At 35.2% G+C, this 26,029-nt stretch carries 25 protein-coding genes and 1 pseudogene; 17 read left to right on the top strand and 9 right to left on the bottom strand.

All coding sequences use genetic code 11. The annotated features are described in order from the left end of the window. Window positions 1-21 precede the first annotated feature (21 nt). On the top strand, window positions 22-1,296 hold the full coding sequence (locus tag EKL99_RS07420; RefSeq protein ID WP_126563297.1) for a peptidylprolyl isomerase: 1,275 nt from the start codon (window positions 22-24) through the stop codon (window positions 1,294-1,296). A 197-nt stretch (window positions 1,297-1,493) separates the two neighbouring features. Here the strand turns inward: EKL99_RS07420 and EKL99_RS07415 are convergent, their stop codons facing one another. Continuing rightward, window positions 1,494-1,934, bottom strand: a complete 441-nt coding sequence (locus EKL99_RS07415; protein WP_126463235.1) for a hypothetical protein — start codon at window positions 1,932-1,934, stop codon at window positions 1,494-1,496. Between the two features lie 616 nt (window positions 1,935-2,550). Between EKL99_RS07415 and EKL99_RS07410 the strand changes: the two genes are divergently transcribed. Both EKL99_RS07410 and EKL99_RS14430 read left to right on the top strand, forming a co-directional pair. After that, window positions 2,551-3,594: a site-specific integrase gene (locus EKL99_RS07410; protein WP_126576673.1), complete on the top strand. Its 1,044-nt coding sequence runs from the start codon at window positions 2,551-2,553 to the stop codon at window positions 3,592-3,594. Window positions 3,595-3,741: 147 nt separating this feature from the next. Continuing rightward, complete coding sequence (locus EKL99_RS14430) at window positions 3,742-3,915, top strand: hypothetical protein (protein ID WP_156063263.1); 174 nt, start codon at window positions 3,742-3,744, stop codon at window positions 3,913-3,915. Here the strand turns inward: EKL99_RS14430 and EKL99_RS14775 are convergent. Beyond that, the gene (locus EKL99_RS14775; protein WP_255416406.1) at window positions 3,912-4,043 is read right to left on the bottom strand and encodes a hypothetical protein; all 132 of its coding nucleotides are present in this window, start codon (window positions 4,041-4,043) and stop codon (window positions 3,912-3,914) included. The two genes, EKL99_RS14430 and EKL99_RS14775, sit on opposite strands and share 4 nt — an antisense overlap. 38 nt (window positions 4,044-4,081) lie before the next feature. Here EKL99_RS14775 and EKL99_RS07405 point away from each other — a divergent pair, with 38 nt between their 5' ends. The 7 genes from EKL99_RS07405 to EKL99_RS14525 all read left to right on the top strand — a co-directional run bounded on the left by EKL99_RS07405 (window position 4,082) and on the right by EKL99_RS14525 (window position 10,222). After that, window positions 4,082-5,206 (top strand): SHOCT domain-containing protein, encoded by a 1,125-nt coding sequence (locus EKL99_RS07405; RefSeq protein ID WP_126576672.1) that lies wholly within the window; start codon window positions 4,082-4,084, stop codon window positions 5,204-5,206. 61 nt (window positions 5,207-5,267) lie between these two features. Then, window positions 5,268-5,486, top strand: a complete 219-nt coding sequence (locus EKL99_RS07400) for a hypothetical protein (RefSeq protein ID WP_126576671.1) — start codon at window positions 5,268-5,270, stop codon at window positions 5,484-5,486. Next, complete coding sequence (locus EKL99_RS07395) at window positions 5,470-5,952, top strand: hypothetical protein (protein WP_126576670.1); 483 nt, start codon at window positions 5,470-5,472, stop codon at window positions 5,950-5,952. The genes EKL99_RS07400 and EKL99_RS07395 overlap by 17 nt, the downstream gene beginning before the upstream one ends. Window positions 5,953-6,182: 230 nt before the next feature. Beyond that, on the top strand, window positions 6,183-7,748 hold the full coding sequence (locus tag EKL99_RS07390; protein WP_126576669.1) for an IS1182 family transposase: 1,566 nt from the start codon (window positions 6,183-6,185) through the stop codon (window positions 7,746-7,748). Window positions 7,749-7,837: 89 nt separating this feature from the next. Continuing rightward, window positions 7,838-8,905, top strand: coding sequence for a tetratricopeptide repeat protein (locus EKL99_RS07385; RefSeq protein WP_126576668.1), 1,068 nt, complete (start codon window positions 7,838-7,840; stop codon window positions 8,903-8,905). 599 nt (window positions 8,906-9,504) lie between these two features. Then, window positions 9,505-10,089 carry a zeta toxin family protein gene (locus tag EKL99_RS07380; protein WP_197037222.1) on the top strand — a complete coding sequence of 195 codons (585 nt, stop codon included), beginning with the start codon at window positions 9,505-9,507 and terminating at the stop codon, window positions 10,087-10,089. After that, window positions 10,076-10,222, top strand: a complete 147-nt coding sequence (locus EKL99_RS14525; protein ID WP_197037221.1) for a hypothetical protein — start codon at window positions 10,076-10,078, stop codon at window positions 10,220-10,222. The genes EKL99_RS07380 and EKL99_RS14525 overlap by 14 nt, the downstream gene beginning before the upstream one ends. A 293-nt stretch (window positions 10,223-10,515) precedes the next feature. Here EKL99_RS14525 and EKL99_RS07375 read toward each other — a convergent pair. Further along, window positions 10,516-10,932: pseudogene (locus tag EKL99_RS07375) on the bottom strand (transposase); the annotation flags it as partial. Between the two features lie 540 nt (window positions 10,933-11,472). Between EKL99_RS07375 and EKL99_RS07370 the strand changes: the two are divergent. The 4 genes from EKL99_RS07370 to EKL99_RS07355 all read left to right on the top strand — a co-directional run bounded on the left by EKL99_RS07370 (window position 11,473) and on the right by EKL99_RS07355 (window position 15,318). Next, window positions 11,473-11,766 carry a type II toxin-antitoxin system HigB family toxin gene (locus EKL99_RS07370; RefSeq protein ID WP_126456259.1) on the top strand — a complete coding sequence of 98 codons (294 nt, stop codon included), beginning with the start codon at window positions 11,473-11,475 and terminating at the stop codon, window positions 11,764-11,766. A 5-nt stretch (window positions 11,767-11,771) separates the two neighbouring features. Continuing rightward, window positions 11,772-12,128 (top strand): type II toxin-antitoxin system HigA family antitoxin, encoded by a 357-nt coding sequence (locus EKL99_RS07365; protein ID WP_126456257.1) that lies wholly within the window; start codon window positions 11,772-11,774, stop codon window positions 12,126-12,128. Window positions 12,129-12,677: 549 nt separating this feature from the next. After that, on the top strand, window positions 12,678-14,135 hold the full coding sequence (locus EKL99_RS07360; RefSeq protein ID WP_126576667.1) for a M28 family peptidase: 1,458 nt from the start codon (window positions 12,678-12,680) through the stop codon (window positions 14,133-14,135). A gap of 16 nt (window positions 14,136-14,151) precedes the next feature. Then, entirely contained in the window at window positions 14,152-15,318 is a 1,167-nt protein-coding gene (locus EKL99_RS07355; RefSeq protein ID WP_126576666.1) for an ATP-grasp domain-containing protein, read from the top strand. A gap of 232 nt (window positions 15,319-15,550) precedes the next feature. Here EKL99_RS07355 and carB read toward each other — a convergent pair whose 3' ends face one another. Both carB and rpmH read right to left on the bottom strand, forming a co-directional pair. Beyond that, window positions 15,551-18,403 carry a carbamoyl-phosphate synthase large subunit gene (gene carB / locus EKL99_RS07350; RefSeq protein WP_126516381.1) on the bottom strand — a complete coding sequence of 951 codons (2,853 nt, stop codon included), beginning with the start codon at window positions 18,401-18,403 and terminating at the stop codon, window positions 15,551-15,553. A gap of 157 nt (window positions 18,404-18,560) precedes the next feature. Beyond that, window positions 18,561-18,722 (bottom strand): 50S ribosomal protein L34, encoded by a 162-nt coding sequence (rpmH, locus tag EKL99_RS07345; RefSeq protein ID WP_007136275.1) that lies wholly within the window; start codon window positions 18,720-18,722, stop codon window positions 18,561-18,563. 164 nt (window positions 18,723-18,886) lie between these two features. Between rpmH and EKL99_RS07340 the strand changes: the two genes are divergently transcribed. Then, on the top strand, window positions 18,887-19,402 hold the full coding sequence (locus EKL99_RS07340; protein WP_126561685.1) for a DUF2892 domain-containing protein: 516 nt from the start codon (window positions 18,887-18,889) through the stop codon (window positions 19,400-19,402). Between the two features lie 284 nt (window positions 19,403-19,686). Here EKL99_RS07340 and EKL99_RS07335 read toward each other — a convergent pair whose 3' ends face one another. Together EKL99_RS07335 and EKL99_RS07330 are read right to left on the bottom strand one after the other, a co-directional pair. Beyond that, the gene (locus EKL99_RS07335; protein ID WP_126563303.1) at window positions 19,687-20,580 is read right to left on the bottom strand and encodes a lytic transglycosylase domain-containing protein; all 894 of its coding nucleotides are present in this window, start codon (window positions 20,578-20,580) and stop codon (window positions 19,687-19,689) included. 19 nt (window positions 20,581-20,599) lie between these two features. Then, complete coding sequence (locus EKL99_RS07330; protein WP_126563304.1) at window positions 20,600-21,292, bottom strand: alpha/beta hydrolase; 693 nt, start codon at window positions 21,290-21,292, stop codon at window positions 20,600-20,602. A 240-nt stretch (window positions 21,293-21,532) separates the two neighbouring features. On the opposite strand from EKL99_RS07330, the gene EKL99_RS07325 reads away from it, so the two are divergent. Then, window positions 21,533-22,249, top strand: a complete 717-nt coding sequence (locus EKL99_RS07325) for a pirin family protein (protein WP_126555852.1) — start codon at window positions 21,533-21,535, stop codon at window positions 22,247-22,249. Between the two features lie 29 nt (window positions 22,250-22,278). Then, window positions 22,279-22,563, top strand: coding sequence for a GNAT family N-acetyltransferase (locus EKL99_RS07320; RefSeq protein ID WP_126463288.1), 285 nt, complete (start codon window positions 22,279-22,281; stop codon window positions 22,561-22,563). Window positions 22,564-22,620: 57 nt separating this feature from the next. Here the strand turns inward: EKL99_RS07320 and EKL99_RS07315 are convergent, their stop codons facing one another. Then, on the bottom strand, window positions 22,621-24,255 hold the full coding sequence (locus tag EKL99_RS07315; RefSeq protein WP_126576665.1) for an ABC-F family ATP-binding cassette domain-containing protein: 1,635 nt from the start codon (window positions 24,253-24,255) through the stop codon (window positions 22,621-22,623). Window positions 24,256-24,557: 302 nt separating this feature from the next. Further along, entirely contained in the window at window positions 24,558-26,021 is a 1,464-nt protein-coding gene (locus EKL99_RS07310; protein ID WP_126563305.1) for a sodium:alanine symporter family protein, read from the bottom strand. Window positions 26,022-26,029: the final 8 nt, after the last annotated feature.

Raw genomic sequence — 26,029 nt, 5'->3', positions numbered from 1 at the left:
AAGCCTTTAAATTAGTACACTATGAAATTTAAAATTCTGGTTTTATTGTTTCTGGGAATGGTCAATGTACATTCCCAAACGGTCAAGAAATCTATTCCTGCCAAAAAACCGGTGACAACAGCAAAAGCAATTGTAAAAAAACCGGTGAAACCTGCGGTAAAAGCTCCGGTAGTTATCGAGGGAATTTTTGCAACAATTGCTACCAACAAAGGAGACATTGTAGTGGAATTAGCCTACCAAAAAGCACCGGTTACCGTTGCGAACTTCATTGCATTGGCAGAAGGTAAAAACACTTTTGTCACTGATGACAAACTAAAAGGAAAACCGTTCTTTGACGCTCTGAAATTTCACCGTGTCATACAAGATTTTATGATACAGACTGGAGATCCTTCCGGCAATGGTTCCGGTGGCCCAGGTTATAGTTTCAAAGATGAATTTACGGACTTGAAACACAGCAAAGCCGGTATTCTTTCTATGGCTAATTCCGGACCTGCAACTAATGGAAGCCAGTTTTTTATCACCCATAAAGCAACGCCATGGTTGGATGGTAAGCACTCCGTTTTTGGTCATGTAACCCAAGGAATGGCTATTGTAAACGCTATTGCGCAAAGCGATGTAATTACAAAGATTACTATTGTGAGAAAAGGCGCTTTGGCCAAAAAATTTGATGCGCCAAAAGTATTCGCTGATTATTTCAACAATAAATCCGAAGACCAGAAGAAACAAGACCTGGCAAACGCTGAAAATAAAGCAAAACAAGCTGTTTTTGAAGCGGAAAACAAAGTAAAAAGAGAAGCGCTGGAAGCGGAAGCTAAACGAGTATACATGGAAAAATACGGTGCTGTAGTAACCGCTAAAAAAACCTATTTAGCCGCTGCTAAAGCGACAGCAACCATCACACCTTCCGGATTAGCGTACAAGATAACAGAGAAAGGAACCGGAGTAAAACCTGCTAACGGAGCAACATTTTATTTTCATTACGCAGGCTATTTTGAGGACGGAACCCTATTTGACAGTAGCTATGAAGAAGTCAATCAAGTCTACGGGAAATTTGATGCCAATCGTGCCGCCCAAAACGGATACCGAGCCTTCCCGTTTGAAGCCGGAAAAAAAGACGGCATGATACCCGGATTTATTGAAGGACTTGACAATATGGCTTTTGGCGATAAAGCAGTCATTTTTATTCCATCCAATCTGGCGTATGGCGAGCGAGGTGCCGGAGGCGTTATTCCGCCTAATACAATGCTTGTGTTCGAATTAGAAATGCTGGAAAAACAGCCAACTCCAAAACAATAAAATAAAATATTTGACAATTATAAAACCCGACAATTCTCATCAAAGGAAAATTGTCGGGTTTATTATTTAATCCATTTAGATAAATCTTATTCAGTATGCGGATTTAAACTGGGTTACACTGATTAAAAAATACTTAAAATCCGTTTTTCCTCTGGCATCCGTGTCATCTGAGTGCTATCAGACGTACACCAACACTATTATTTCTTTGTAAATTTCCAGTCAAATTCATCTTTCTGATTGATAATTGCACCAATCTCAAATTTTACCACCTCATCAAATTCTGTTTGAAAAATGATCCAGTTTTCCTCGTTGAAGTAATTTTCGAACGTATCAAACTCTTCCTGAGTAAATTTAGTGATTCCTTTGGTAACCAAATCTTTTTTGACCTCACTAATTTTTCTGTTGATCAATTTGTATCCAAATAATTCCAACTCCGGACTTGATGCGACAATGTACCCCAATTTCAGCTCTTCTTCCTTATAGAATGTCAAGCGCATTTTGAGTTTGTTGTAAGCAAAAATTACATTATCATCCTCATCCTTATAATTGCGGTCTGGTTTCCCGTAAAGCGCCGTAACATCATTTTGTTTCATCCCGAAAAGAAGCTTATCGATGCCGTGTTTTGGATTTATTTTCATACGTAGTCTGTTTTTTTTTAGTGAATAGAAAAATCAATGTGTATTGCAACAGCTCCTTTTCCAATCCTGATTATGGAACGCAAAGTTCGCAAAGTTTTTATAATGTTTGCCCTTTTTATCATTAAAAACTGAAGACTTTTTAGTAATCTAGCCGAGTATAAAAAAACCAGCTGCCAAACTACAGAGTAGGATCGGTTTTCGGGGCGGCAAAGTGCTCAATTTTTTTTAATCCCCATCGTTAAAACTACAATTTAAGGTTTTGTTTTAATCCAGCGCTGGATTTCTTTCCTGAGATTTCACCCATTTACACCGATTAATTCATCAGGCATCTTTAAAAATCTTTTATCAGCCTATGCTGTGGCAGCACTTTTTTTAATACTTGTATCTATATCCTTTTCTTGCTGCTTAATCATTAATGCTGGACTAAAAATGTAATAGATTTGACGGCAGTATTAAAGTCTGTACCGATACCATTCTAAATGATAATCCTATATTATTTTTAGAATCCAGAAGCAAAACACATTGAAGCACATTGTTTTAACTAGCATCGAAGCCAGTTCACTATTTTGGAAAGATGACAATAAATGGCTACTTTAGTACCACCAAAAGAAATAGTATGAGCTGGAATGCTAAAATTATTACACATAAAAAAGAGAAAAGAATCGCGGTCTATTTCGAAAAAAATCAAGAATTAATTACTCGAATAAAAACAGTAGCCGGTTCCAGATGGAGCCAATCTTTAGTCGCTTGGCACATTCCAGATACGGAAGAAAATAGAATTCGGTTTAAAATCCCAGCACTTACCTACTCCTTTCCGTCACCTGAAGGCATTGCTCAAATCGAGAAACTCAAGCAATGGATGCGTTCCAAGCGGTATAGCGAAAGTACGGTTGTTACCTATAGTGAAGCTTTGAAATCCTTCTTGGTTTTTTATAACCAAAAACCTATTGCTGAAATTACCAATGAAGATGTAATTGTGTACAATAATGAATACATTTTGAAAAACAATCTTTCGGCTTCGTATCAAAACCAAATTACAAACGCCCTTAAGCTATATTTTAAAACTATACAAAACACCAAAATCGAAATTGATAAAATTCACCGACCAAAACGGGCTAAGGTTTTGCCAAATGTATTGAGCAAAGAAGAGATAAAATTGATTTTGAATGCACACAGCAACATTAAGCACAAAATGATGTTGAGTCTGATTTATAGTTGTGGGTTACGCTGTGGTGAATTATTAGCACTTCGACCCGTTCATATCGATGCTAACCGAAACATAGTTTTGCTAAAAAACGCCAAAGGTCAAAAAGACAGGATTGTGCCATTAAGTCTAAAAATATTAGAAATGCTTCGTGAGTATTATAAAGTTTATAGACCTATATCTTATTTATTTGAAGGACAAATCAAAGGACAACCCTACGATGATAGAAGTTTGCAACAGGTGTTGAAACAAGCGCTTCAAAAAGCTGGGATCACAAAACCAGCCACCTTACATTGGCTCAGACACAGCTACGCAACGCACTTATTAGAAAGTGGCACCGATTTAAGATATATACAAGAATTATTGGGACACAGCAGCAGCAAAACCACCGAAATTTATACTCACGTAAGTACGAAAAGTTTGCAACAAATAAAAAGCCCATTTGATGATTTGTAAGAAATTAATTTATTATATTTGAATCGCAATGCGCTCCTCAATAGCGACAATCTACCCAAAACAGGGTGTATAGTCGCTACTTTATAGCGAGTATAGACAAGTTGTGTGAGATTATAAGAAACCAACGTTCAAAAAACACGAAACAAAATGAAAGTGTATGTAAACGGATATGGTTTAAGACCATTTAGAGTTGAAGAAACTACAGAAAACCCTACCCAATATAAAGGTAGTTATCAGTTGCCAAAAAATGTAGAAACAACTGGTGGAGAAAAGTGGATTAAATTAGACTACTACTTTACCGAAAAAGAAATAAAAAATTAAATAGGAACTTTCATTGTCTCCTTAACTGTTGTTTTAGGATTCTTTTTAGCATACTCTGCTGTTACAGTTCTACCAGTAATTGCGCTTCTGTAAATGATTACAGTTTTGAATTTTACCTCTTTAGCCATAATATATAAATTTAATTAAAATCAAATATACTTAAAATATGGACAGTAATCCATTAGTCGCCATCATAGTAGGTTTAGTAACAGCATCAAGCATATACGTTTGGAAATCTGACGAGTTTAATAAATCACAAAAAACATTTATATTGTTTTGTATTGTATTCCCACCCATACAGTGGATTATGATTTTACTTGCTAAGTACTATAACAAGTTAGCCTATAAAAAATCAAAAGAGTTCAAAAAAGAAGTTCTGAATTATAATGAAGAAAAGAAAATTGACAATTCAAAAACTACTCTACAAGAATTAAAAGATAGTGGTATAATAACTGAGGAAGAATACAAAACAAAAGTTGAGAAAATAGACGGTCAAAAAACTGAACTCGCCATTTTAAATTCAAAAGAATATAACCAATTAAAATCTCTATTAGATTCAAATATATTGACTAAAGAGGAATTTGAAAGTAAAGTAGAAATATTAAAGCATAGTAATATAAAAAGTGAAATTCTCGAAAAAGTATTACCACCCACATTTAATCCTGTAGAATTTGATAGCCTTGAAAGTGAAAATAAATCAAGTACAGTTAAAACTTATTTTTTGTCTTTTTTGGCACTAATTGCTTTATACTTACTTATTTATCTGTTTATTAATAGTAATAACTATAGTAATGAAAATATTGACAGTCAACCAACTGCTATTGATTCTACCTATATTAACAATAGTTATCAAAATACTACATATGTAGAACCACTAAAAATAAAAAAGTTTGTCTATGTTGTAATGAAAATCGAAAAACCAAGTTTAGATGTTTACGAACCAAAAGGATTTATAAATAGTGTCGGTTTTTACGAAACTTTAGACCCTATGTATTCCATAAACTATGAAAAAGAAACATATAGTACTGATATAATTGAGGTAAATGATTATAACATTGATGAAAAGTATAAAGTTTTAGATGATGCAAAAAATAAAATGTATTCACAATTGAAATTTGTTGATGATGCGTTCTCAACTAATTTATGGGTTAAATGTAAAGACGATAGCAAAAAGGAAGAATTCAAAGGAATACGCTCAAAAATAACTGATTCTCAAATATTTGATTTTGACAGCTATTCAGAAGCAAGTATTCATAAACAGGATAATTTGGATATTAATCCAAAACAATAGAATGGAATTAATTTGGAATAAAATTTGTTGTATATTTGAATACTTTAAATAAGTTGAAATTATGAGAACTCTTAAATTTAAAATTTCACCTGATACGATTAGAAAAGCAAACCGAACCTTAATTGTTAATGGTGTAGATTTTCACGTAAAAAATTCCTATGTTGGTGTAATAACTACAAGAATAATACTGAATGGTGTTGAAGTCGTAAGAGAAATTAGTGGAGAGAAGATAAAAGAAGCTTACGGTAAATCCCTTCGAGAATATGCAGAGAAAGTATAACTACATTTATTCTCAACTTGTAAAAGAAGATGCTGATTTAATTGGACACATAGCCTACTCTCTTTATAAAAAACAAAAGATAGAATATATCCAAAAACAACAAACTAGCGGAAAAGACCTTACTGATGAAGAGTTAGTGCCGTTTAATGATTTCTCATCATCTGAAAGCTCAATTGACAGTTATAAAATCAAAGCTGAAATTATCATACAAGGGTTTATTGAAAATGTTTTAGATGAAACATTTGATGATATGGAAAAACAAGCCGTATCTCGACAATCTGAAATACTAAAGACAATAGTAGACCCATTAAAACCTTCTTATCTTAAAGATTTGGGTATTGGAGTTTTGAGTGCCTTTATATTTGCATTGTTAGTGATTGTATTAGCTTTTTACATTCAAAATAAAGACACCTCTTTCAACATAACCGTTGAGACTCCTAAAACAGTTACTGCACCTGCAAAATAACCTCACACAACACACGCTACAAGCAAGTTGGGCATTTAGGCTTAATTTAAAGAATACGCTTACCAGCCGAAATTCGGCAAAACAGAAAAACAAGGAATTTTAACCCCAACTTGCTTGTAGCGTGGGAACGTCAAACTGTCTAATAACCTCCTTATCTCTATGTTAGATAATTTGTACAAAAAATCGTTCAAATAATTTGCATAATTCGTTGGTTTTATGTATATTTAAGCATGAAATTCATCAACGGAACCAACAGAAACCAACTCCCGCTATTTGCCTCATCGATTGATGATGCCATTGCGCAAGACAACGAAATCAGACTCATTGACCTTTTTGTAGACCGTCTTAAACTCGCTGATTTTGGATTCATTTTCGATTTTGTCGAGAACGGAAGACCCGCTTATCATCCTTCGGATTTACTCAAACTCTTTATTTACGGCTACCTCAATCGCATGCGTTCCTCCAGAACTTTGGAGAAAGAATGCAATCGTAACATTGAACTCATCTGGCTTTTGAAAGGTTTGGTTCCGGACCACAACACCATTGCTAATTTCCGAAAAGACAATTCTAAAGCCATTGCTCGCGTTTTTCGGGCAACAGTTAAACTAGCGACGCACTTTGAACTCATCGGTGGTGCTTTGGTTGCTGGAGACAGTACCAAACTCAGAGCGCAAAACTCCAAGAAAAACAATTTTAATCCCAACAAAATAGAGCGTCACATTGCTTACATTGATGCTAGACTCGAAGAATATAACACAGCTTTAGCCAAAGAAGACGGCGATGTTCTGGAAAAACAAAGCATAGCAAAGAAGATTAAAAAACACAGTATTCAAAAGCAAAAATACATTGGGTATCAAAACACCATTGACTCTACTGGTATTACTCAAATCTCGACATCGGATCCCGATAGTCGCCAAATCATGACTCGAAATAACATCTCGGAAGTGGCCTACACAGTACAAACCACCGTAGATGCACTGCATAACATCCCCATTGATTTTAAGGTGACCAATGAAAACGATTCCAAAGCTATGGGCGGCATGTTACGCCGAGCCAAAACTATTTTAAGACACAATAATTTTACCGCCATTTATGACAAAGGCTATCACACTGGAAGCGAATTTGATTGCGCTAATAGTCTTGGAATTGATCTGTTGGTTGCCATTCCTGGTGTTTCTGCACACGCGCCTGATTTGGCTTTTGATGTAGAACATTTTATATACAATAAAGAAACGGATACTTATACGTGCCCTGCGAATCAAACCCTAACGACCAATGGAAATTGCTACGCCAAAAAGAACGGCAAGTCAATAAGCCAGATGAAGCATTATAAAACTAGTGCGTGTTTGAGTTGTGAACTCTTTAAAAAATGCACCAAAAATGCCAAAGGAAGGCTCATTGAACGCTCTCAATACGCCGATTTGATTTATCAAAATAAAGTAAGAATCCAAAATAATTATGAAATCTACCGCAGACGCCAAGCCATAGTTGAACATCCATACGGTGTCATAAAACGGCAATGGGATTTTTATTATATCATGACCAAGAAAACCATAAAACGCGCCGCAGCTGATGTTGGATTGATTTTTACCGCCTACAACCTGCGCCGAATCTTCAACCTGATTGATCACAATCTACTCACACAGTATCTAAGAATACTGGCTTTATATTTTGGGACTCTAAGAGCAATATATAACCCTTTTTACGGACTGTTTTATTTTATTAATCATAAAGCGAGTTTTACCAGAACGAATTTTAATTGTAGTTTAAATAACATATATTTACTCAATGAATAACAAAATACAGTTCGTTTAGAGGTTTTTAGACGAACTGACGTTGGCAGAAATATTACCAAAAATCGTAGAATTAAGAAAAATTAAAACGAATGAAAAAAGTTATATTATTATCGCTATTATTGAGCGTTCCATTTTGTTTCTCTCAAAATAAAGTTGAAGCAGAAAAATTAGTTGAGGAAGGAATTCCTTATCACGACAAAGGAGATTTTGAAGGTGCAATAAATAAATATGACAAAGCATTAGAATTAGATAAAAATAATGTTTTAGCATTAACAGAAAAAGCTTTTTCACTTTTGTCGTTAAAAGAATATGATAAAACAATAACAATATGTAAATCACTTATTGAATCAAATCCAAACGATACAAAACTTAAAACAGTCTATGTTACCTATGGAAACGCGCTTGACGGTCAAAATAAAACTGACAAGTCTATTGAAATCTATACTGAAGGTATTAGTAAATTTCCCGATTATTATCAGTTATACTATAATAAAGGAGTTACTTACGCAAGCGTTAAAAAGAATGACGAAGCAATTATATGTTTTCAGAACGCACTTTTACAAAATCCTAAACATTCAAGTTCAAATAATGGACTTGGTAGACTTGAAAAAGCTAAAGGAAACAGAATTCCAGCAATTTTATCTTTTTGCAGATTTTTAATTATTGAACCTCAAACAAATCGGTCTAAAGAAAATCTCGCAAGTTTAAAAGAATTGTTAATGCAAGGTGTCAAAAAAACAGGTGAAAATGCAATAAGTTTAAGTATCGATCCAAAAGACTTAGATTCTGATGACAAAAGAGAAAAAACAAAAGAGAATAATTTTAATTCAACTAATATGATTTTGTCAATGACTTCTGCTTTAGATTTTGACGATAAAAATAAAGATAAAACAGAAATAGAAAACTTTATCAGAAAAATGGAAACTATTTGTGCTTCTTTATCTGAAACTAAAAAGACAAATTTTGGATTCTATTGGGAATATTTTGCACCATATTTTGTTGAGTTGAAAAAAAATAATTTATTGGAGCCATTTGCTTATATTGTTTTTGCATCATCGGAAGAAGAGTACATTAAAAATTGGATTAAAAATGATAAAACAGAATTAGACAAATTTTACAATTGGTCAAAAGAATATAAATGGAAAAACATCAAGTAGAAAATACTTCTGCCAACAGCTAGGGATTCGTTGCGTGCGCAGCACGAACAATGAAACCCGGGTTGAACGGAACCGATTGTACGTCCGTCAACACTATGGAGTTGTCGTAAAGATTTTAGAGAGAATTATAAAAGGCAAGCGAGACCCGATCGCGCGGATATCTGATTTTTCGGACAACTATAGCGCGGATTTGCAATCCGTGCCCACAAAGAGAATGATTCAGCAAGAAATTGTGCCCGTTTAGAGTGTGAAATAGAAGTGGTTTTATTAGAATTATTTCGATATTGTTTACGGGCACGGATTGCAAATCCGCGCTATCGAAGCTAAAAATTATCATCAAAACTGTCCAATTTGAACCGGAATGAGGTGTTCACTTTGCTCCGGAATCACCGGTCCAGTTTGACCCGGAATATCTATAAAGCAACTTTTGCCAGAACGAATTTTAATTGTAGTTTAAATCACAGGTATTTACTCAATGAGTAACAAAATACAGTTCGTTTAGAGATTTTTAGACGAACTGACGTTGGCAGTAATCTCAAAAAAATCCAGAAATCGAAAAAGAATAGTTTCCAATTTTGAATTTGATTATATTTGCAATTATGAATAAAAACCTTTACATAATTGCAGGTTGCAACGGAGCAGGGAAAACAACCGCTTCTTTTACTATTTTACCTGATATTTTAGACTGTAAAGAATTTGTAAATGCTGACGAAATAGCGAAAGGATTATCGCCATTTCAGCCCGAAAAAGTTTCATTTGAAGCTGGAAGAATAATGATAAAGAGAGTTAATGAACTTCTTGAAATTAATGAAAATTTTGCTTTTGAAACTACTTTAGCTACCAAAAGTTATAAGTCAAAAGTAATAAAAGCTCAGAGTAAAAATTATACTGTTACTTTACTTTTTTTTTGGTTGCAAAACGTAGATTTGGCAATTGAAAGAGTAAAAACACGAGTATTGGAAGGTGGACATAATATAGAGACAGAAGTTATTCGACGTAGATATAAAAACGGGATTAAAAACTTATTTGAAATTTATCTTTCAATAGTTGATGAAGTTATGATTTTTGATAATTCAGGAGGGAAACCTGAATTGATTGCTGAAAAAACTTTAGAAACAGAAATAAACATTTTAAATGAAATGAAATTCGATAAACTTAAAAAATATTACAATGAAAAAGCATAAAAGAACATTAAATCAAACCAAGATTTTAGAAGGAATGGATAAAGTTTATGAAAAACTAATCGAATTCAAAAAGAAAATGAATAGCGAATTGATAATATTGAAAGATAACCAAATCGTAAGACTAAAACCGTAAATATTTGCACTTCTGCCAGCAGCTAGGGTTTCGTTGCGTGCGCAGCACGAAAAATCAATTATAATCACCGAATACCAACAAAAATAAATTCAATGAGGTAAATCCGGGTTGAACTGCCTGTCCCGTTTTTACGGGAGAACCGATTGTACGTCCGTCAACGCTATGCTCTTATCGAAAAAAAATTAGAGAGAATTATAAGAGGCAAGCGAGCCTCTTTTTTTGTAGCGTGGTTTCAGCTTGTTTTTTTTCGTGTTTTTCATCACTTTTGAGCAGAAGTTCCCTTACCCATCCCGCTAATTAGCGGGACAGGAATTTGAACTTTGGCTACCGCCAAGATACCAAGCAGGTGGACCACGCTGGTCAAAGACTGCTATCCGGTGTAAATTTCCTGTTTTACAACACGGACACTTAGGCATAAAGGTCTTTTTCTCTGCTTTTTCTAACACTTTTACTTTGAGCTTTTCTTGTAGAAGCTTTAGTTTTTTTCGTTTCCAGGTGCTACTCAAAAATCCATAATGCCGTATTTTTACAAAACGTTTGGGCAAAATATGCAACGAAAATCTTCTAATAAACTCCTTATGCGTGAGCGTCATTTGTTTTTTAACGCCCGCTACTCGGTAATCCTTGTAAACAAAAGTTACGTTTTCATTGTCAATGCTTTTAATTCGATTGTTACTAATGGCAATTTTATGAGTGTAACGTCCTAGATATCCCCGATCGCGCGGATATCTGATTTTTCGGACAACGATAGCGCGGATTTGCAATCCGTGCCCACAAAGAGAATGATTCAGCAAGAAATTGTGCCCGTTTAGAGTGTGAAATAGAAGTGGTTTTATTAGAATTATTTCGATATTGTTTACGGGCACGGATTGCAAATCCGCGCTATCGAAGCTAAAAATTATCATCAAAACTGTCCAGTTTGAACCGGAATGAGGTGTTCACTTTGCTCCGGATTTGTTCGTATTCAGTGCAATCTCCTAAAAAAGATGGCTTTATATTTTGGGACTCTAAAAACAATTTTTAACCCTTTTTACGGACTGTTATATTTTAATATTCATAAGCGAATTTTGCCAGAACGAATTTTAATTGTAGTTTAAATCACAGGTATTTACTCAATGAGTAACAAAATACAGTTCGTTTAGAGATTTTTAGACGAACTGACGTTGGCAGTCATACACACTTGCGACGGAAAAAATAGAAATCCCATTTCGGGAACTTTTTTTTATTATCTTTGAAAAAAATTAATACATTTGAGAGTAGTAGCTAAAAAAATATTAAGAGACTTTTGGGAGATACATGGTGATTGTGAACAACAATTAAAATCATGGTTTCAAGAAGCAAGTACAGCTGAATGGAAAAACCCAAACGAAATAAAGTTAGATTATCCTAGTGCTAGTATTTTAAATGACAATAGAATAGTTTTCAATATTAAAGGAAATAATTACAGATTGATAGTTAAACTAACTTATGAATATCAAATGATTTGGATTCGATTTATTGGAACGCATGCAGAATATGACAAGATTAATGCAAATGAAATTTAAATATTATGGAAATTAAACCTATAAAAACAGAAAACGATTACAATCAAGCTTTACAAAGACTTGAAATAATCTTTGATGCAAAAAATGGCTCTCCTGAAGGAGACGAACTTGAGGTGCTCGGTATTTTAATTGACAAATATGAAAATGAAAAATTTCCTATCAGCTTACCAGACCCCATTGAAGCAATTAAATTTAGAATGGAGCAAATGGGTTACAACCAAAATGATTTAGCAAATATTATAGGTCTGAAAAGTCGTGCAAGCGAAATTTTAAACCGAAAAAGAAAGCTTTCTTTGGAAATGATAAGACAATTACACGAAAGGCTTCATATACCAACTGACGTTTTAATTCAAACTTATTAAAAGTACGACTGCCAACAGCTAGGGTTTCGTTGCGTGCGCAGCACCAACAATGAATTATAATCACCGAATCCAACAAAAATAAATTCAATGAGGTAAACCCGGGTTGAACAGCCTGTCCCGTTTTTACGGGAGAACCGAGTACCTGCCGTCAACACTATGGAGTTATCGTAAAGTTTTTAGAGAGAATTACAAGAGGCAAGCGAGCCTCTTTTTTTGTAGCCTGGACATGCTAACTTTACCAGCATAAAAAGTTAAGAAACCAGGATACCAAATAAAGTCCCAAATAGAATCCCTATGCGACACATTTCTTAGTAAACGAAACGGATTCACGCTATATTCGGGAATTATTAGAGCGCAATAGTAGAAAAACTCACAGCCAATGAAGTACCAAAAGTATTCAGCAAAAAAAAAGTCATTTTGATGATTTGTAATAAAAGATTATCTATACATTTGGAAAGACTAGGCTATTCAACAGCGATTACAGACAGGTTGCCAATACTCATAGATCCTTTACGATTTTAAACTTTTCAATTTTTAAAAATAAATCTTATGAAATACAAACAAATTCTTCTTTTAATATTATTTATTTCCACTTCGCTTTTTGCGCAAAGCACAGCACCACAATTAGATAAAATTAAGCAGCAAGATCTAAAAGATGATTTATATGAACTGGCGGGTGACGCCTTTCGGGGACGAAGAGGAGGAGAACTTGGCGAAATGCGAGCTTCTGTTTGGGTGGCTCAAAAGGCCCGTGAAGCTGGCCTTAAACCTGCAGGCGAAGATGGAACCTACTTCCAATTCTTTAATCTGAAACGCAGCCGTGTGGCCAATAGTAGTACTGTTAGTGTAAATGGTAAAGCACTTGATCTTTGGAAAGAGATTTGGCCAACTAATTTGGTTGACACTACCCTAGAAGGCTCCGTAGTTTGGCTGGACAAAATACCGGATAATACTGTCGATCTGAAAGGCAAAATTGTAGCTATGAATATTATGCCTCCAACCCCCATTATTCAAGACTGGGTGAGCCTCTGGCAATATCGTTATACCGCTTCTGCCATGAACCAGCAGGGAAAAGAACTCCTCAGCCGCGGTGTTACTGCTATAATTTTTGTTGCTGATGACACTGTAGAATCACTTATCTCATTTACGGGATTTCATTATCAAGAAGGAAGTTATGGAATAGAAGGTGCCCAATCCTCTACTGCAGCTACGGTACCAATTATATTGGCAAGTAAACAGTTAAAGAATATGTTTTCTAAACAAGGCGCTTATTTAAAAACTACTTTGAAGGTAGAGAATTTTGACTATCCCTCTATTAATGTTGTTGCTAAGGTTGATGGAACTGATCCTAAACTGAAAGAGGAATATGTTTTATTCAGCGGTCACCAGGACCATGACGGAGTAGGACCAGCTGTTAACGGTGATCCTATCTGGAACGGTGCTGATGATAATGCATCAGTAACGGTAGCGATGCTTGCAATAGGGAGTGCGTGGAGTACACAACCCGCTAAGCGATCGGCTTTATTTGTATGGCACGGATCTGAGGAAAGGGGTTTATTGGGTTCTCGCTATTTTGTTAGCCATCCCACCGTTAAACTGCCCTCCATAGTTGCTGTTTTAAATGGCGATATGATAGGACGCAATGCACCTGATTCTGCTGCACTATTGGGCGTAACAGAACCTCATCTTAATTCTTCTGACCTTGTAGCTATCACTTTAGCAGCTAATAAAAGTATTGCCAACTTCAAAGTAGATACTTCTTGGGATGCTGCAGATCACCCAGAGAATTGGTACTTCCGAAGCGATCATCTTCCCTATGCTCAAGCTAATGTTCCAGCAATATTTTTTACCACCTTATTACACCCTGACTACCATACCCCCTTCGATAGCCCAGATAAAATTGACTACGTAAAACTTACTAAGATGGCAAAGTGGATCTATGAAACCGGATGGAGAGTTGCTGAAAGTGCCAAACGTCCTGCTTTAACTATTGAAATAAAAAAATAAAAAATAACTACTTATTATGTTCTTAATAGACAAGCCATTTGTTTCCGATTTTCTTATCAAAACAATAAAAGATAATAATTATAAAATAATTGCAACCAAAGTAGCAAAAGAATTGGTAAAAGATGATTCTTTGGCATGGATAGCCGAAGAGGAAGCAATCACTTTACTAAAAAATAATCCAGAAATTTCTCTTTATAGCAATTCAGAGAACGCATTAGCTTGGATCGACCAATACTATGGAGAAAGTGAATTATCAAGTCAATTACAAGTTTTAAAAAATAAAGTAAAGTTTAGAGAACTTATAAAAGAGTTGTTTCCCGACTTTTATTTTAAGCAAATAAGTATTGAAGAAATCCAACGATTGTCCGATGATGAAATTCGGTTCCCTTTTGTAATTAAACCTGCTGTTGGTTTCTTTAGCATAGGAGTTCATATAGTAGAAAATGAGAAAGACTGGGTAAAAGCTAAAAGTGAGTTACAACCTGATAAACTTAAAAGTATATTTCCTGAAAATGTATTAAACACAAGTAATTTTATTATTGAAGAATTTATTCGTGGAGAAGAATATGCAATCGATTATTATTACGACAATAATGGAGATGCTGTTTTGTTAAACGTTTTACACCACCTCTTTTCATCCGGTACAGACACAAGTGATCGGGTTTATTCAACATCCAAAGCAATCATTGAAAAGTATAAAATTGATCTTGAATATTTTTTAAGTAAAATTGGTAAAGAGTTACATTTAAAAAATTTCCCGGCTCATGCAGAAGTCCGCATAGATGAAAATGGAAAAATAATCCCTATCGAGGTAAACCCTTTACGCTTTGGTGGATTTTGCACCACGGCCGACCTTCTAGGAGTAACTTTAGGTTTTAATGAATACAAATGCTTTTGTGAAAACAAAAAACCAGACTGGAATACTATATTTAAAGGAAAAGAGAATAAAACATTTAGTGTCATTATTTTGGATAATAATTCAGGAATAATTCCTTCGGATATTTTAGGATTTAACTATTCAGGTCTTGCTAAAGATTTTGAAAAACCGATAGTAATTAGAGAATTAAATATAAATAAATATCCTGTATTTGGATTTGCTTTTATTGAAAGTGCTGCCAGTAATAAAAAGGAATTAAATGATATTCTAACCTCTGATTTAAGAAAATATATAGTATCGAAATAAGGAAAATTTTAAAGTAACATGCTTTAGCCATCATAGAAAGTTAAGAAATAATCTTAATTTTAATCTATGAAACAAGTGCGCAAAATTTACGAAAAAGCTTTTAAAGAAAAAGCTGTCCAAAGCTAGACTTGGTTGCGTGGCACAATAAAAGCATCTGCGCTATTTTACCTTTCAGCAAATTCCACAAAAAAAGCCCCAATCGGGGCTTTTTACATATAATAAATTCAAGTTTCTACTTACTCAAATACATTTTTCTTCTGGAGTACAATTCGTAGAATTGATCGTCTTTCAAGTCATCAATAAACAAGATGCTTTCTCCTGTTGATTTCATTTCTGGTCCTAATGCTTTGTTCACATTATGGAACTTGCTGAAAGAGAAAACCGGTTGCTTGATGGCATATCCTTTCAATTGCGGATTAAATTTAAAATCGGTTACTTTATTATGCCCTAACATTACTTTAGTCGCATAGTTCACATACGGTTCTCCGTATGCTTTTGCAATAAACGGCACCGTACGAGACGCTCTAGGATTTGCTTCAATGATGTAAACGATATCATCTTTGATTGCAAACTGAATGTTGATTAAACCAACGGTTCTCAAAGCCAACGCAATATTCTTGGTATGGTCTTTTATTTGTTGCATTACAAATTCACCTAAGTTAAACGGTGGCAAAGTCGCGTTACTATCTCCAGAGTGCACTCCGCAAGGTTCGATGTGCTCCATAATTCCTATGATGTACACATTTTCGCCATCGCAAATCGCATCAGCTTCCGCTTCAATTGCACCATCTAAATAATGGTCTAAAAGCAATTTATTTCCTGGAATCGTTTTTAATAAATTGATTACGTGCTCTTCCAGTTCTTGTTTGTTGATTACAATTTTCATTCCTTGACCACCCAACACATACGAAGGACGAATCAATAATGGAAAATCTAAAGTATCCGCCAAAGCTGAAGCTTCATCCGCTGTTTCAGCGATTCCAAATTGTGGAAAAGGAATTTTTAAATCGGTCAACAATTCTGAGAAACGACCTCTGTCTTCGGCTAAATCCAATGCATCAAAACTCGTTCCTATAATTTTAATACCGTATTTAGACAGTTTTTCGGCTAGTTTCAGGGCCGTTTGACCTCCTAACTGCACAATTACCCCTTCTGGTTTCTCATGTTGAATAATATCGTAAATATGCTCCCAGAAAACCGGTTCAAAATACAATTTATCTGCTGTATCAAAATCCGTCGAAACTGTTTCCGGATTACAGTTGATCATAATCGTTTCGTAGCCACATTCTTTAGCCGCTAACACACCATGCACACAAGAATAATCAAATTCGATTCCTTGTCCAATTCTATTTGGGCCTGACCCAAGAACGATTATTTTCTTTTTATCGGTAACAATACTTTCATTGTCAACGTAACGGGTTCCGTCCGCTTTTTCTATTTCGGCTTCAAAAGTCGAGTAATAATAAGGCGTTTTTGCTTTGAATTCCGCCGCACACGTATCCACCAATTTGAATACACGATTGATGTTCATTGTAGTTCGCAGCGTATGTACCTGGCTTTCCAAGCAACCTACCATGTGAGCAATTTGTCTGTCGGCGAAACCTTTTTGTTTGGCTTCTAATAGCAATTCTCTGGGTAAAGAATCCACTTTATAAGTAGAGACTTCTTTCTCTAACGTATAAAGCTCTTCGTATTGTTTCAAGAACCACATATCGATTTTAGTGATTTCATGAATGCGGCTCAATGGAATTCCCATCGCGATAGCATCATAAATCACAAAAACACGATCCCAACTCGCAAAAGTCAGTTTCTCGATAATCTGTTCGTAGTTTGTATATCCTTTTCCGTCAGCACCCAGACCATTTCTTTTGATTTCTAATGATTGAGTCGCTTTGTGCAATGCTTCTTGGAACGAACGTCCAATTCCCATTACTTCCCCAACAGATTTCATTTGAAGTCCTAACGTTCTGTCAGCTCCTTCGAATTTATCAAAGTTCCAACGTGGAATTTTTACAATCACATAATCCAAAGTTGGTTCGAATAATGCCGAAGTCGATTTGGTAATTTGATTTTGCAGTTCATCTAAGTTGTACCCCAAAGCTAGTTTGGAAGCAATTTTTGCAATAGGATATCCCGTCGCTTTTGATGCCAAAGCAGAGGAACGAGATACACGAGGATTGATTTCAATCGCTACGATGTCTTCCTTATCGTCAGGAGAAACGGCAAACTGCACGTTACAACCTCCGGCAAAGTTTCCGATACTTCTCATCATCAAGATTGCATAATCACGCATTCTTTGAAATGTCGAATCAGATAATGTCATTGCTGGCGCCACAGTGATGGAATCACCGGTATGGATTCCCATTGGATCCATATTTTCGATAGAACAGATAATCACAACATTATCGTTTTTATCTCTCAAAAGCTCCAATTCGTATTCTTTCCAACCCATTAAAGCCTTGTCAATTAAGACTTCATGAATAGGAGATGCTTCTAAACCTCGGGTTAGAAGTTCGTTAAAATCTTCTTTTTTATAAACAATAGCCGCTCCTGTTCCACCTAAAGTAAAGGAAGGACGAATTACTAATGGGAAACCAAATTCCTGAGCAATTTCTTTTCCTCTCAGATAAGACGTACATATTTCTGCTGGAGCAGATGGCACACCGATTTTTTTAAGCAGTTGTTTGAACTGTTCTCGATCTTCGGTAATATTAATAGCGTTAACATCAACGCCAATTAATTTCACGCCAAAATCCTGCCAAATCCCTTTTTCATCGGCTTCTAAACAGAGATTTAAAGCCGTTTGGCCTCCCATTGTAGGTAGGACTGCATCAATCTGAGGATGTTCTTTTAAAATTTGAATAATCGATTTTGTCGTTAAAGGCAATAAATAAATGTGATCCGCCATTGAAGGATCGGTCATGATTGTTGCCGGATTCGAGTTGATCAAAATAACTTCGATTCCTTCTTCACGAATAGAACGTGCAGATTGCGATCCCGCATAATCAAATTCGCATGCTTGACCAATAACAATAGGACCTGAACCTATTATTAAAACTGATTTTATGGATGTATCTTTTGGCATTGTGTGTAATTATAGTGTTGTGTAGTTGTTGTTTTGAAAAGATTAAAATTACTGAACTCAAATCTTTTAACTGTAAATCTTAAACATTTTTTAACGATTAGGTATAAAAAAAGGCGATACTAAAAAAAGTAACGCCTTATTTATGTTTATACAAACATTATTTTTTGTGTCTTGGTTCGCAAGAAACAGTCAATTTATGTCTTCCTTTAGCTCTTCTACGCGCAAGAACTTTTCTTCCATTAGCAGAAGCCATTCTGTCCATAAATCCGTGCTTATTTCTTCTTTTTCTTTTCGATGGTTGAAACGTTCTTTTGCTCATTGCTTTGTATCTTTAAAATCTTATTTATATGTCTTCCTATTTTTGAATAACTGTTATTCTAAAACCGAGTGCAAATATACAAAGACTTTTTTTTCTCACAAGTAGTTTTGTAAAAATATTTTCAATTCATTTTACTATATTTGTCATCTTAAAATAATCACACTATGTTTCACAGAAATATTAAACTTATTATCGCCGGACTTATTATAGCTACTGGCATTTGGCAATTTAAAGAAAGTAATATTGGGAATGGAATATTCCTTATATTATTAACTGTAATCCCTATTTTCCTTTACTTCAAAAACGAATTCATCCTATTAGCCTTCTTAAAACTACGAAAACAAGATTTTGAAGGTGCCAAAAAATGGTTGGCGTACATCAAAAATCCGGAAACGGCTTTGATACAAAAACAGCAAGGCTATTTTAATTACCTGCACGGGATCATGCTTTCGCAAACGAATATCAATCAAGCAGAGAAATATTTTAAGAAAGCCATTGAACTCGGATTATCAATGGACATGGACTTGGCTGTAGCCAAATTGAATCTGGCCGGAGTTGCCATGACACGTCGTCGTAAACTTGAAGCCACTTCCCTATTGAACGAAGCCAAAAAATTAGACAAACAGAATATGCTGAAAGAGCAGATTACTATGATGAAACAACAAATGAAGAAAATATAGTTTTTATAATTATCGAAAAAAGGGTCAAATGATACACATTTGACCCTTTTTCTTTGGTATATATCCTAATTTTTGGAATAAAACTGCTTCATGTTTTCTTATATCAATATCCGTTATTAATACTAAATTGATAAAATTAGCCACAGATTAAAAAGATTCAACTGATTTCTTAAATACAAAATAAAATCTGTGCAAATCTTTGAAATCCGTGTCAAAAAAATGCTTGGCACACTTTGCGGACATTCCTATTTTCTTAAATGCCTTATATGGTTCAAAAAAATCAGTTAATATCCTTTTAACGGAATTTCGATTTGGTATTTCTTACCGGTATCATTTATTAATTTTGTTTCTCTAAGCCAAGGATTATGAATTTTCAAAATCTTATAGTTAATCCCTTGGCTTTTTGCAAAATCAGCTAAATCTGCAATCGAACTGTCAATTTCTATTTTCCGAGTGGGCAGCGTTGCGTATAATTCTTCGGCAGCAATCCTAAAATTGTATTTTTCTGGATTTCCCATAATTTCTTTCAAGGCTAAAATTCTGAAAACATAGCGGGACGTTTCTTCGGTAAGTAACAAATCATAATAATTCGATACTTTTTGAATCTCAATTTGTTTGTTTACTCCTGTCATTCCGCCATTATACGAGGCTGCTGCCAAAGTCCAACTGCCAAATTTACCTTTGGCACTCAAAAAATAACTGCACGCTGCCTGGGTTGATTTCTCAAGATCATAACGCTCATCCACATTTTCATTGACTTCCATGCCGCGTTCTTTGGCCGTTTCCGGCATAAATTGCCAGATTCCCCTTGCCCCTGCCGGAGAAACTACATTCACTAATCCACTTTCAATAACGGCCAAATATTTGAAATCATCCGGAATACCGTTCTTTTTTAGAATAGGCTCAATTACTGAAAAAGCACGACTGGCTCTTTTTATTGCCAAAATTGTAGAAGCATGTAAATTGACATTCACCTGTAATTCCCGGTCAAATCGTTCCTTGACATCTGCTATTTTCAACGGAGTTGCTTCCCCTGAAAAATTCAGTTTTTCAGGAAAAAAAGATGCCGATTCTCTTTTTAACACTTTTTCAACGTCCGGATTTGTAGTGGCAAAAACTAATATCCCACTTGCAAAAACTACGGTAAGCACTAGAATCACTTTATTCATTACTTTCATCTTTTCTTTTTTTATGCCTTTAGAGTAGTTGCGAAAGTGCGTTTGTTTCTTTTTTGGTTTCCAATATAATGGAAGGCAAATTTTCATTCAACCATTTGTATTTATTCAAAATCATAATATGTGTTCCTCCTTTTACAACGATACAATTCTTAATATATTTTACAGGAAACACATCATCCATATCTCCATGAATATGAATCACGTCTGGGTCTGCAACTGTTCTGTCCCAAAGAACAACCTGCTCTACTGCCCAATTCAAATAGCGAATATCCCGAACCGAAAGGAATTTTTTATACAATTTTAATCTTTGATTCACTTTTTCTCCAAACGAAAATTTAGCCAGGTTTTCCAGATTCAAAATCAAACTCATAGGAATCAGCTTATAAGCCTTCGTTGTTTTAGCAATTTTTAATCGGCGTGGAAATTCTAAATTACTTTTGACACTCGAAATGATAATCACTTTTGAGACAGCTATACATCTAGCGATTTCCTGAACCAAAATACCTCCAAATGAAACGCCTATCAAAACGGGATTTTTATGCTTGATTTTCTTAGCTATCCTATTGGCATAATCCATCAGCGCTTCATTTTCCAACGGAATCTCCCACTCTAATAAATGGATCTCAAAACGATCTTCCGGAAGTGCAATTCGTTCAAAAATAGCGGTACTTGCCGCTAATCCTGGCATTAAATAAACTGGAATTTTACTCATAATTGTTTTAACGATTTTATAACAACATTCCCCTTTTTTATAGCGAATTTTGTATAAAATTAATTTTTTTATTGGAACCTGCTGTAACTAAGTAAGTCGAAAGTTTAAAAGTCGTAAAGTCAAAAGAATTAACTTTAAGCAAAATAGCTTTAAATCAGATTGTTACATAATTTTATCCTGATTTTAAAATATGACATTATACCATGGTTATTACTTATCATCTTATATTATTAATAATTTATGACTACACAACTATTTGAATCAAACACTAGGGGCAAAGCTGATTTTGGCTGGCTAAAAGCCAATTTTTCTTTTTCTTTTGGAAATTATTTCAATCCGGAACGTTTGCAATTTGGAATGTTACGTGTTTTAAATGATGATATCATCAAGGGCGGAATGGGTTTTGGGACTCACGGTCATGCCAACATGGAAATTATCACCATTCCTCTTGAAGGCGGCTTGAAACATCGTGACAGCATGGGAAACATAGGTGTCATTGGTTTTGGAGAAGTTCAGGTAATGAGTGCCGGGACTGGAGTAGAACATTCTGAAATGAACGCAAGCCACATAGACGAAGCCAAAACGCTACAGCTTTGGGTCTTTCCTGACAAAGAAGAAGTTACACCAAGATACGACCAAAAATCATTTGATATTGAGAATCAAATCAATACCTTTGTAAATATCGTTTCGCCAAATGATATGAATGATGGCAATGCACTTTGGGTTTACCAGAAAACCTTTTTTCATTTAGGAATTTTTGACAGCAACACTCGTTCGACCTATCAGGTTCGAATTCCTAATAACGGTGTGTACTTATTTTTAATCGAAGGCGAAATAGAAGTTAACAACCATGTTTTGAAGGCAAGAGATGCCATGGGAATAACCGATTTTGAGGCATTTGAAATCAAGATTATTACCAAATCAAAAATACTTTTGGTAGAGGTACCAATGAATTAGCGTTAATTATTATGGAGGCAGCAATCACTATGGAAATCAAAGACAACACTTTTGCAAGACAATTTGAAACTATGGTCGACGAAGGATTAGTTTCTGTTGAATATTCGTTTCAGGAGAAAAAAATATTTTTGACAAAAATAAATGTACCGGAATCCTTTGAAGATGAGGAATTCATTTCTAAATTTCTAAAAAACATTATGGAAATTGCGATAGAACGAAAATTTAAAGTTGTTCCTATCCTTCCAAAAATAGTTGTTTTTTTTAAAAAGAACCCTATTTACAAAGAGTTGCTTCCTCCGGGAATCAGACTCTAAAAAAAAGAGGCTATATTCTTGAATACAGCCTCTTTTTTTATGTAGATTTTCAAGCGATTACTTCTCTATCTCTCGCATACTGTCCATTTTTTTGTGCGCTAGGAAACCCGCAATATCCTCAAAATGTTCCACTACTCTTTTGTTTCCAAACTCAAAAACCTTAGTGGCTAATCCGTCTAAGAAATCCCTATCGTGAGAAACGATAATCAATGTACCATCAAAATCGCGCAAAGCCTCTTTGATGATGTCTTTGGTTTTCATGTCCAAATGATTCGATGGCTCATCCAGAATCAATAAATTCACCGGTTCCAATAATAATTTAATCATTGCCAAACGGGTTTTCTCTCCTCCGGAAAGCACTTTCACTTTTTTGGTTACATCATCGCCCTGAAACATAAAAGCCCCCAAAATATCTTTTATTTTAGTTCGAACATCCCCCACGGCAATGTCATCGATGGTTTCAAAAATAGTCGCATTTTCATTTAATAAAGAGGCTTGATTTTGAGCAAAATAACCAATTTGGGCGTTATGGCCAATTTCTAAACTACCACCATTGATTTCGATTTGTTTCATAATGGCTTTGATCATCGTCGATTTTCCTTCTCCATTTTTCCCTACAAAAGCCACTTTTTCGCCTCTTTCGATCACCATATTTGCATTCGAAAAAACCACATGCTCTCCATACGATTTTGATAAATCTTTTACAATTACGGGATATTGACCGGAGCGAGCAGCTGGTGGAAATTTTAGTTTCAAAGCAGAAGTATCTACCTCATCTACCTGAACGATAACGAGTTTCTCTAACATTTTTACACGGGACTGTACAGCATCCGTTTTAGAAAAAGTTCCTTTAAAACGATCAATAAAAGTCCTGTTATCCGCAATCATGCGCTGTTGCTCGTCATACGCTTTTTGCTGATGCACACGTCTGTCTTTTCTGAGTTCTAAATAATGTGAATACTTGGCTTTATAATCATAAATACGTCCCATTGTAACTTCGATGGTGCGATTCGTAATATTATCGACAAAAGCTTTATCGTGCGAAATAACCACAACCGCTTTGGCGGAATTAATCAAGAAATCCTCTAACCATTGAATACTTTCAATATCCATGTGATTGGTAGGCTCATCCAGCAAAATTAAATCTGGTTTTTGCAAAAGAATTTTGGCAAGTTCAATTCGCATTCTCCAACCACCAGAAAATTCCGCAGTTTGACGGTTAAAATCTTCGCGAACAAATCCCAGACCAAGTAGAATTTTCTCCACTTCGGCTTCATAATTTACTTCTTCAATAGCATAAAATTTCTCACTTAAGTCAGAAACTCTTTCGATCAATTTCATATAAGCATCACTTTCATAATCGGTGCGAATCGTCAATTGTTCATTGATTTCATCGATTTCGGCTTTCATACCAAAGATTTCACCAAAGGCTTTAGAGGTTTCTTCCATAACCGTTGCGCCATCGGTAGCTAATAAATGCTGAGGCAAGTAAGCAACTATCGCATCTTTTGGTGCCGAAATATTCCCAGTTGAAGGCTTACTTTGACCCGCAATAATTTTAAGCAGTGTCGATTTTCCTGCTCCATTTTTGCCCATTAGGGCAATTTTATCATTCTCATTTATGGCAAAAGAAACATCACTAAAAAGTGTCGTTCCACCAAATTGTACGGAAATATCGTTAACTGTAATCATTGTTTATTTGTTGATTTGGTAATTCGGTTAATCGGTTAATCGGTTAAATCAATTAAACGATTTTTTAAAAGTGCAAAGATAGATTAATTAAGTACTTTGTTTACTATAAAATAAAAGCTTGCAGAAAGAGAATAAAAATTCTGTTCCTGCAAGCTTTAAAAAAAAAATACTCAAACTAAGTAATAACCATGGTATAATGTCGTATTTTAAAATCAGGATAAAATTATGTAACAATCTGATTTAAAGCTATTTTGCTTAAAGTTAATTCTTTTGACTTTACGACTTTTAAACTTTCGACTTACTTACGCTTCTTTATTTGTATTGATCTCGTCCCATAATGGCGCATTCATAACACCAATATTTTGTGGATTAAACACTGGATTCTTACCTTCTTTTCTTTGTTTTTCGTAATCTTTTAATGCTGCGAGAGCTGGTTTTTGCAACAGCAGGATTGCAATAATATTACACCAAGCCATAATCCCCACACCAATATCACCAATATTCCAAATCAATTTAGCTTCATTGACACAGCCATACATAACCACTAGTATCATCACCACTTTTAACACGCGATTGAACATGTGCGAATTTATCTTTCTGGTCAAGTACGAAATATTAGTTTCAGCAATATAGTAATATGCCAAAATAGTGGTGAAAGCAAAGAAAAATAACGCAATAGCCACAAAGAAAGAGCCAAAGCCAGGAAAAACACTATCCATAGCGCTCTGTGTATAGCCTGTCCCAGCAGTAACATTTTGCGCTCCCTCGTACAAAAATTCAGTGGCCCCATTTGTACCTAAGACCGGATTTTCTACATTATATCTACCGGTAATCAGCAACATAAAACCGGTTGCACTACAAATCAATAATGTATCTATATAAACTGAAAAAGATTGCACTAAGCCTTGTTTTACCGGATGCGACACATTTGCAGCAGCGGCAATATGCGGTGCAGTACCCTGTCCCGCTTCATTAGAATAAAGTCCTCTCTTTACACCCCACTGAATTGCCAATCCAATAACGGCTCCAAATCCGGCTTCCTGATTAAAAGCACTTGTAAAAACCAAAGAAATAACGCCCGGTAGCTCGCTAAAGTTCATCCCTATTATCACAACTACAAGCAAAATATAACCAATGGCCATGATAGGAACCACGATCTCAGTCACTTTTGCAATTCTTTTTACCCCACCAAAAATAATCGCTCCAAACACAAGAGCAACAACAACGGCGGTAATTCTAGTATCAAGATTGAAGGCATTCTCTAAACCTTCAGCAACCGAATTGGACTGAATACCGGGCAGCAAGATTCCTGCAGAAATAATAGAAACTATAGCAAACAAGATGGCAAACCACTTAACACCCAAGCCTCTTTCGATATAAAAAGCAGGACCTCCTCGAAACTGTCCCAAATGTTTTTCTTTGTAAATTTGCGCAAGAGTCGCCTCTACAAATGCGGTACTCGCACCCAAAAAAGCAACCATCCACATCCAAAATAAAGCACCCGGACCACCAAAGGTTATTGCTGTAGCCACACCGGCAATATTTCCCGTACCAACCCTGCCGGCCAAAGACATGGATAACGCTTGAAAAGACGAAACACCAGATTCTGAACTTTTGCCATCAAACAGCAAACGAAACATTTCCTTAATGTGCCGCAGTTGAAGAAAACGAGTCCGAATAGAGAAATAAAGCCCTGTTCCTAAACATAAAATTATTAAAGGCGTACTCCAAACTATTTCATTTATCATTCCAACAATCTCTTCCATATATTCCA

The organism is Flavobacterium sp. ZB4P23, from assembly GCF_003970375.1.
Classification (GTDB): Bacteria; Bacteroidota; Bacteroidia; order Flavobacteriales; family Flavobacteriaceae; genus Flavobacterium.
Note: the sequence above shows the minus strand (reverse complement) of the source record. Positions and strands in the feature narration are given on the sequence as shown.

Bases quoted from the DNA above. Each gene is read 5' to 3' on its own strand.
- EKL99_RS07420 (WP_126563297.1), top strand. From the start codon at position 22: ATGAAATTTAAAATTCTGGTTTTATTGTTTCTGGGAATGGTCAATGTA.
- EKL99_RS07415 (WP_126463235.1), bottom strand. From the start codon at position 1,934: ATGAAAATAAATCCAAAACACGGCATCGATAAGCTTCTTTTCGGGATG.
- EKL99_RS07410 (WP_126576673.1), top strand. From the start codon at position 2,551: ATGAGCTGGAATGCTAAAATTATTACACATAAAAAAGAGAAAAGAATC.
- EKL99_RS14430 (WP_156063263.1), top strand. From the start codon at position 3,742: ATGAAAGTGTATGTAAACGGATATGGTTTAAGACCATTTAGAGTTGAA.
- EKL99_RS14775 (WP_255416406.1), bottom strand. From the start codon at position 4,043: ATGGCTAAAGAGGTAAAATTCAAAACTGTAATCATTTACAGAAGCGCA.
- EKL99_RS07405 (WP_126576672.1), top strand. From the start codon at position 4,082: ATGGACAGTAATCCATTAGTCGCCATCATAGTAGGTTTAGTAACAGCA.
- EKL99_RS07400 (WP_126576671.1), top strand. From the start codon at position 5,268: ATGAGAACTCTTAAATTTAAAATTTCACCTGATACGATTAGAAAAGCA.
- EKL99_RS07395 (WP_126576670.1), top strand. From the start codon at position 5,470: ATGCAGAGAAAGTATAACTACATTTATTCTCAACTTGTAAAAGAAGAT.
- EKL99_RS07390 (WP_126576669.1), top strand. From the start codon at position 6,183: ATGAAATTCATCAACGGAACCAACAGAAACCAACTCCCGCTATTTGCC.
- EKL99_RS07385 (WP_126576668.1), top strand. From the start codon at position 7,838: ATGAAAAAAGTTATATTATTATCGCTATTATTGAGCGTTCCATTTTGT.
- EKL99_RS07380 (WP_197037222.1), top strand. From the start codon at position 9,505: ATGAATAAAAACCTTTACATAATTGCAGGTTGCAACGGAGCAGGGAAA.
- EKL99_RS14525 (WP_197037221.1), top strand. From the start codon at position 10,076: ATGAAAAAGCATAAAAGAACATTAAATCAAACCAAGATTTTAGAAGGA.
- EKL99_RS07365 (WP_126456257.1), top strand. From the start codon at position 11,772: ATGGAAATTAAACCTATAAAAACAGAAAACGATTACAATCAAGCTTTA.
- EKL99_RS07360 (WP_126576667.1), top strand. From the start codon at position 12,678: ATGAAATACAAACAAATTCTTCTTTTAATATTATTTATTTCCACTTCG.
- EKL99_RS07355 (WP_126576666.1), top strand. From the start codon at position 14,152: ATGTTCTTAATAGACAAGCCATTTGTTTCCGATTTTCTTATCAAAACA.
- carB (WP_126516381.1), bottom strand. From the start codon at position 18,403: ATGCCAAAAGATACATCCATAAAATCAGTTTTAATAATAGGTTCAGGT.
- rpmH (WP_007136275.1), bottom strand. From the start codon at position 18,722: ATGAGCAAAAGAACGTTTCAACCATCGAAAAGAAAAAGAAGAAATAAG.
- EKL99_RS07340 (WP_126561685.1), top strand. From the start codon at position 18,887: ATGTTTCACAGAAATATTAAACTTATTATCGCCGGACTTATTATAGCT.
- EKL99_RS07335 (WP_126563303.1), bottom strand. From the start codon at position 20,580: ATGAAAGTAATGAATAAAGTGATTCTAGTGCTTACCGTAGTTTTTGCA.
- EKL99_RS07330 (WP_126563304.1), bottom strand. From the start codon at position 21,292: ATGAGTAAAATTCCAGTTTATTTAATGCCAGGATTAGCGGCAAGTACC.
- EKL99_RS07325 (WP_126555852.1), top strand. From the start codon at position 21,533: ATGACTACACAACTATTTGAATCAAACACTAGGGGCAAAGCTGATTTT.
- EKL99_RS07320 (WP_126463288.1), top strand. From the start codon at position 22,279: ATGGAAATCAAAGACAACACTTTTGCAAGACAATTTGAAACTATGGTC.
- EKL99_RS07315 (WP_126576665.1), bottom strand. From the start codon at position 24,255: ATGATTACAGTTAACGATATTTCCGTACAATTTGGTGGAACGACACTT.
- EKL99_RS07310 (WP_126563305.1), bottom strand. From the start codon at position 26,021: ATGGAAGAGATTGTTGGAATGATAAATGAAATAGTTTGGAGTACGCCT.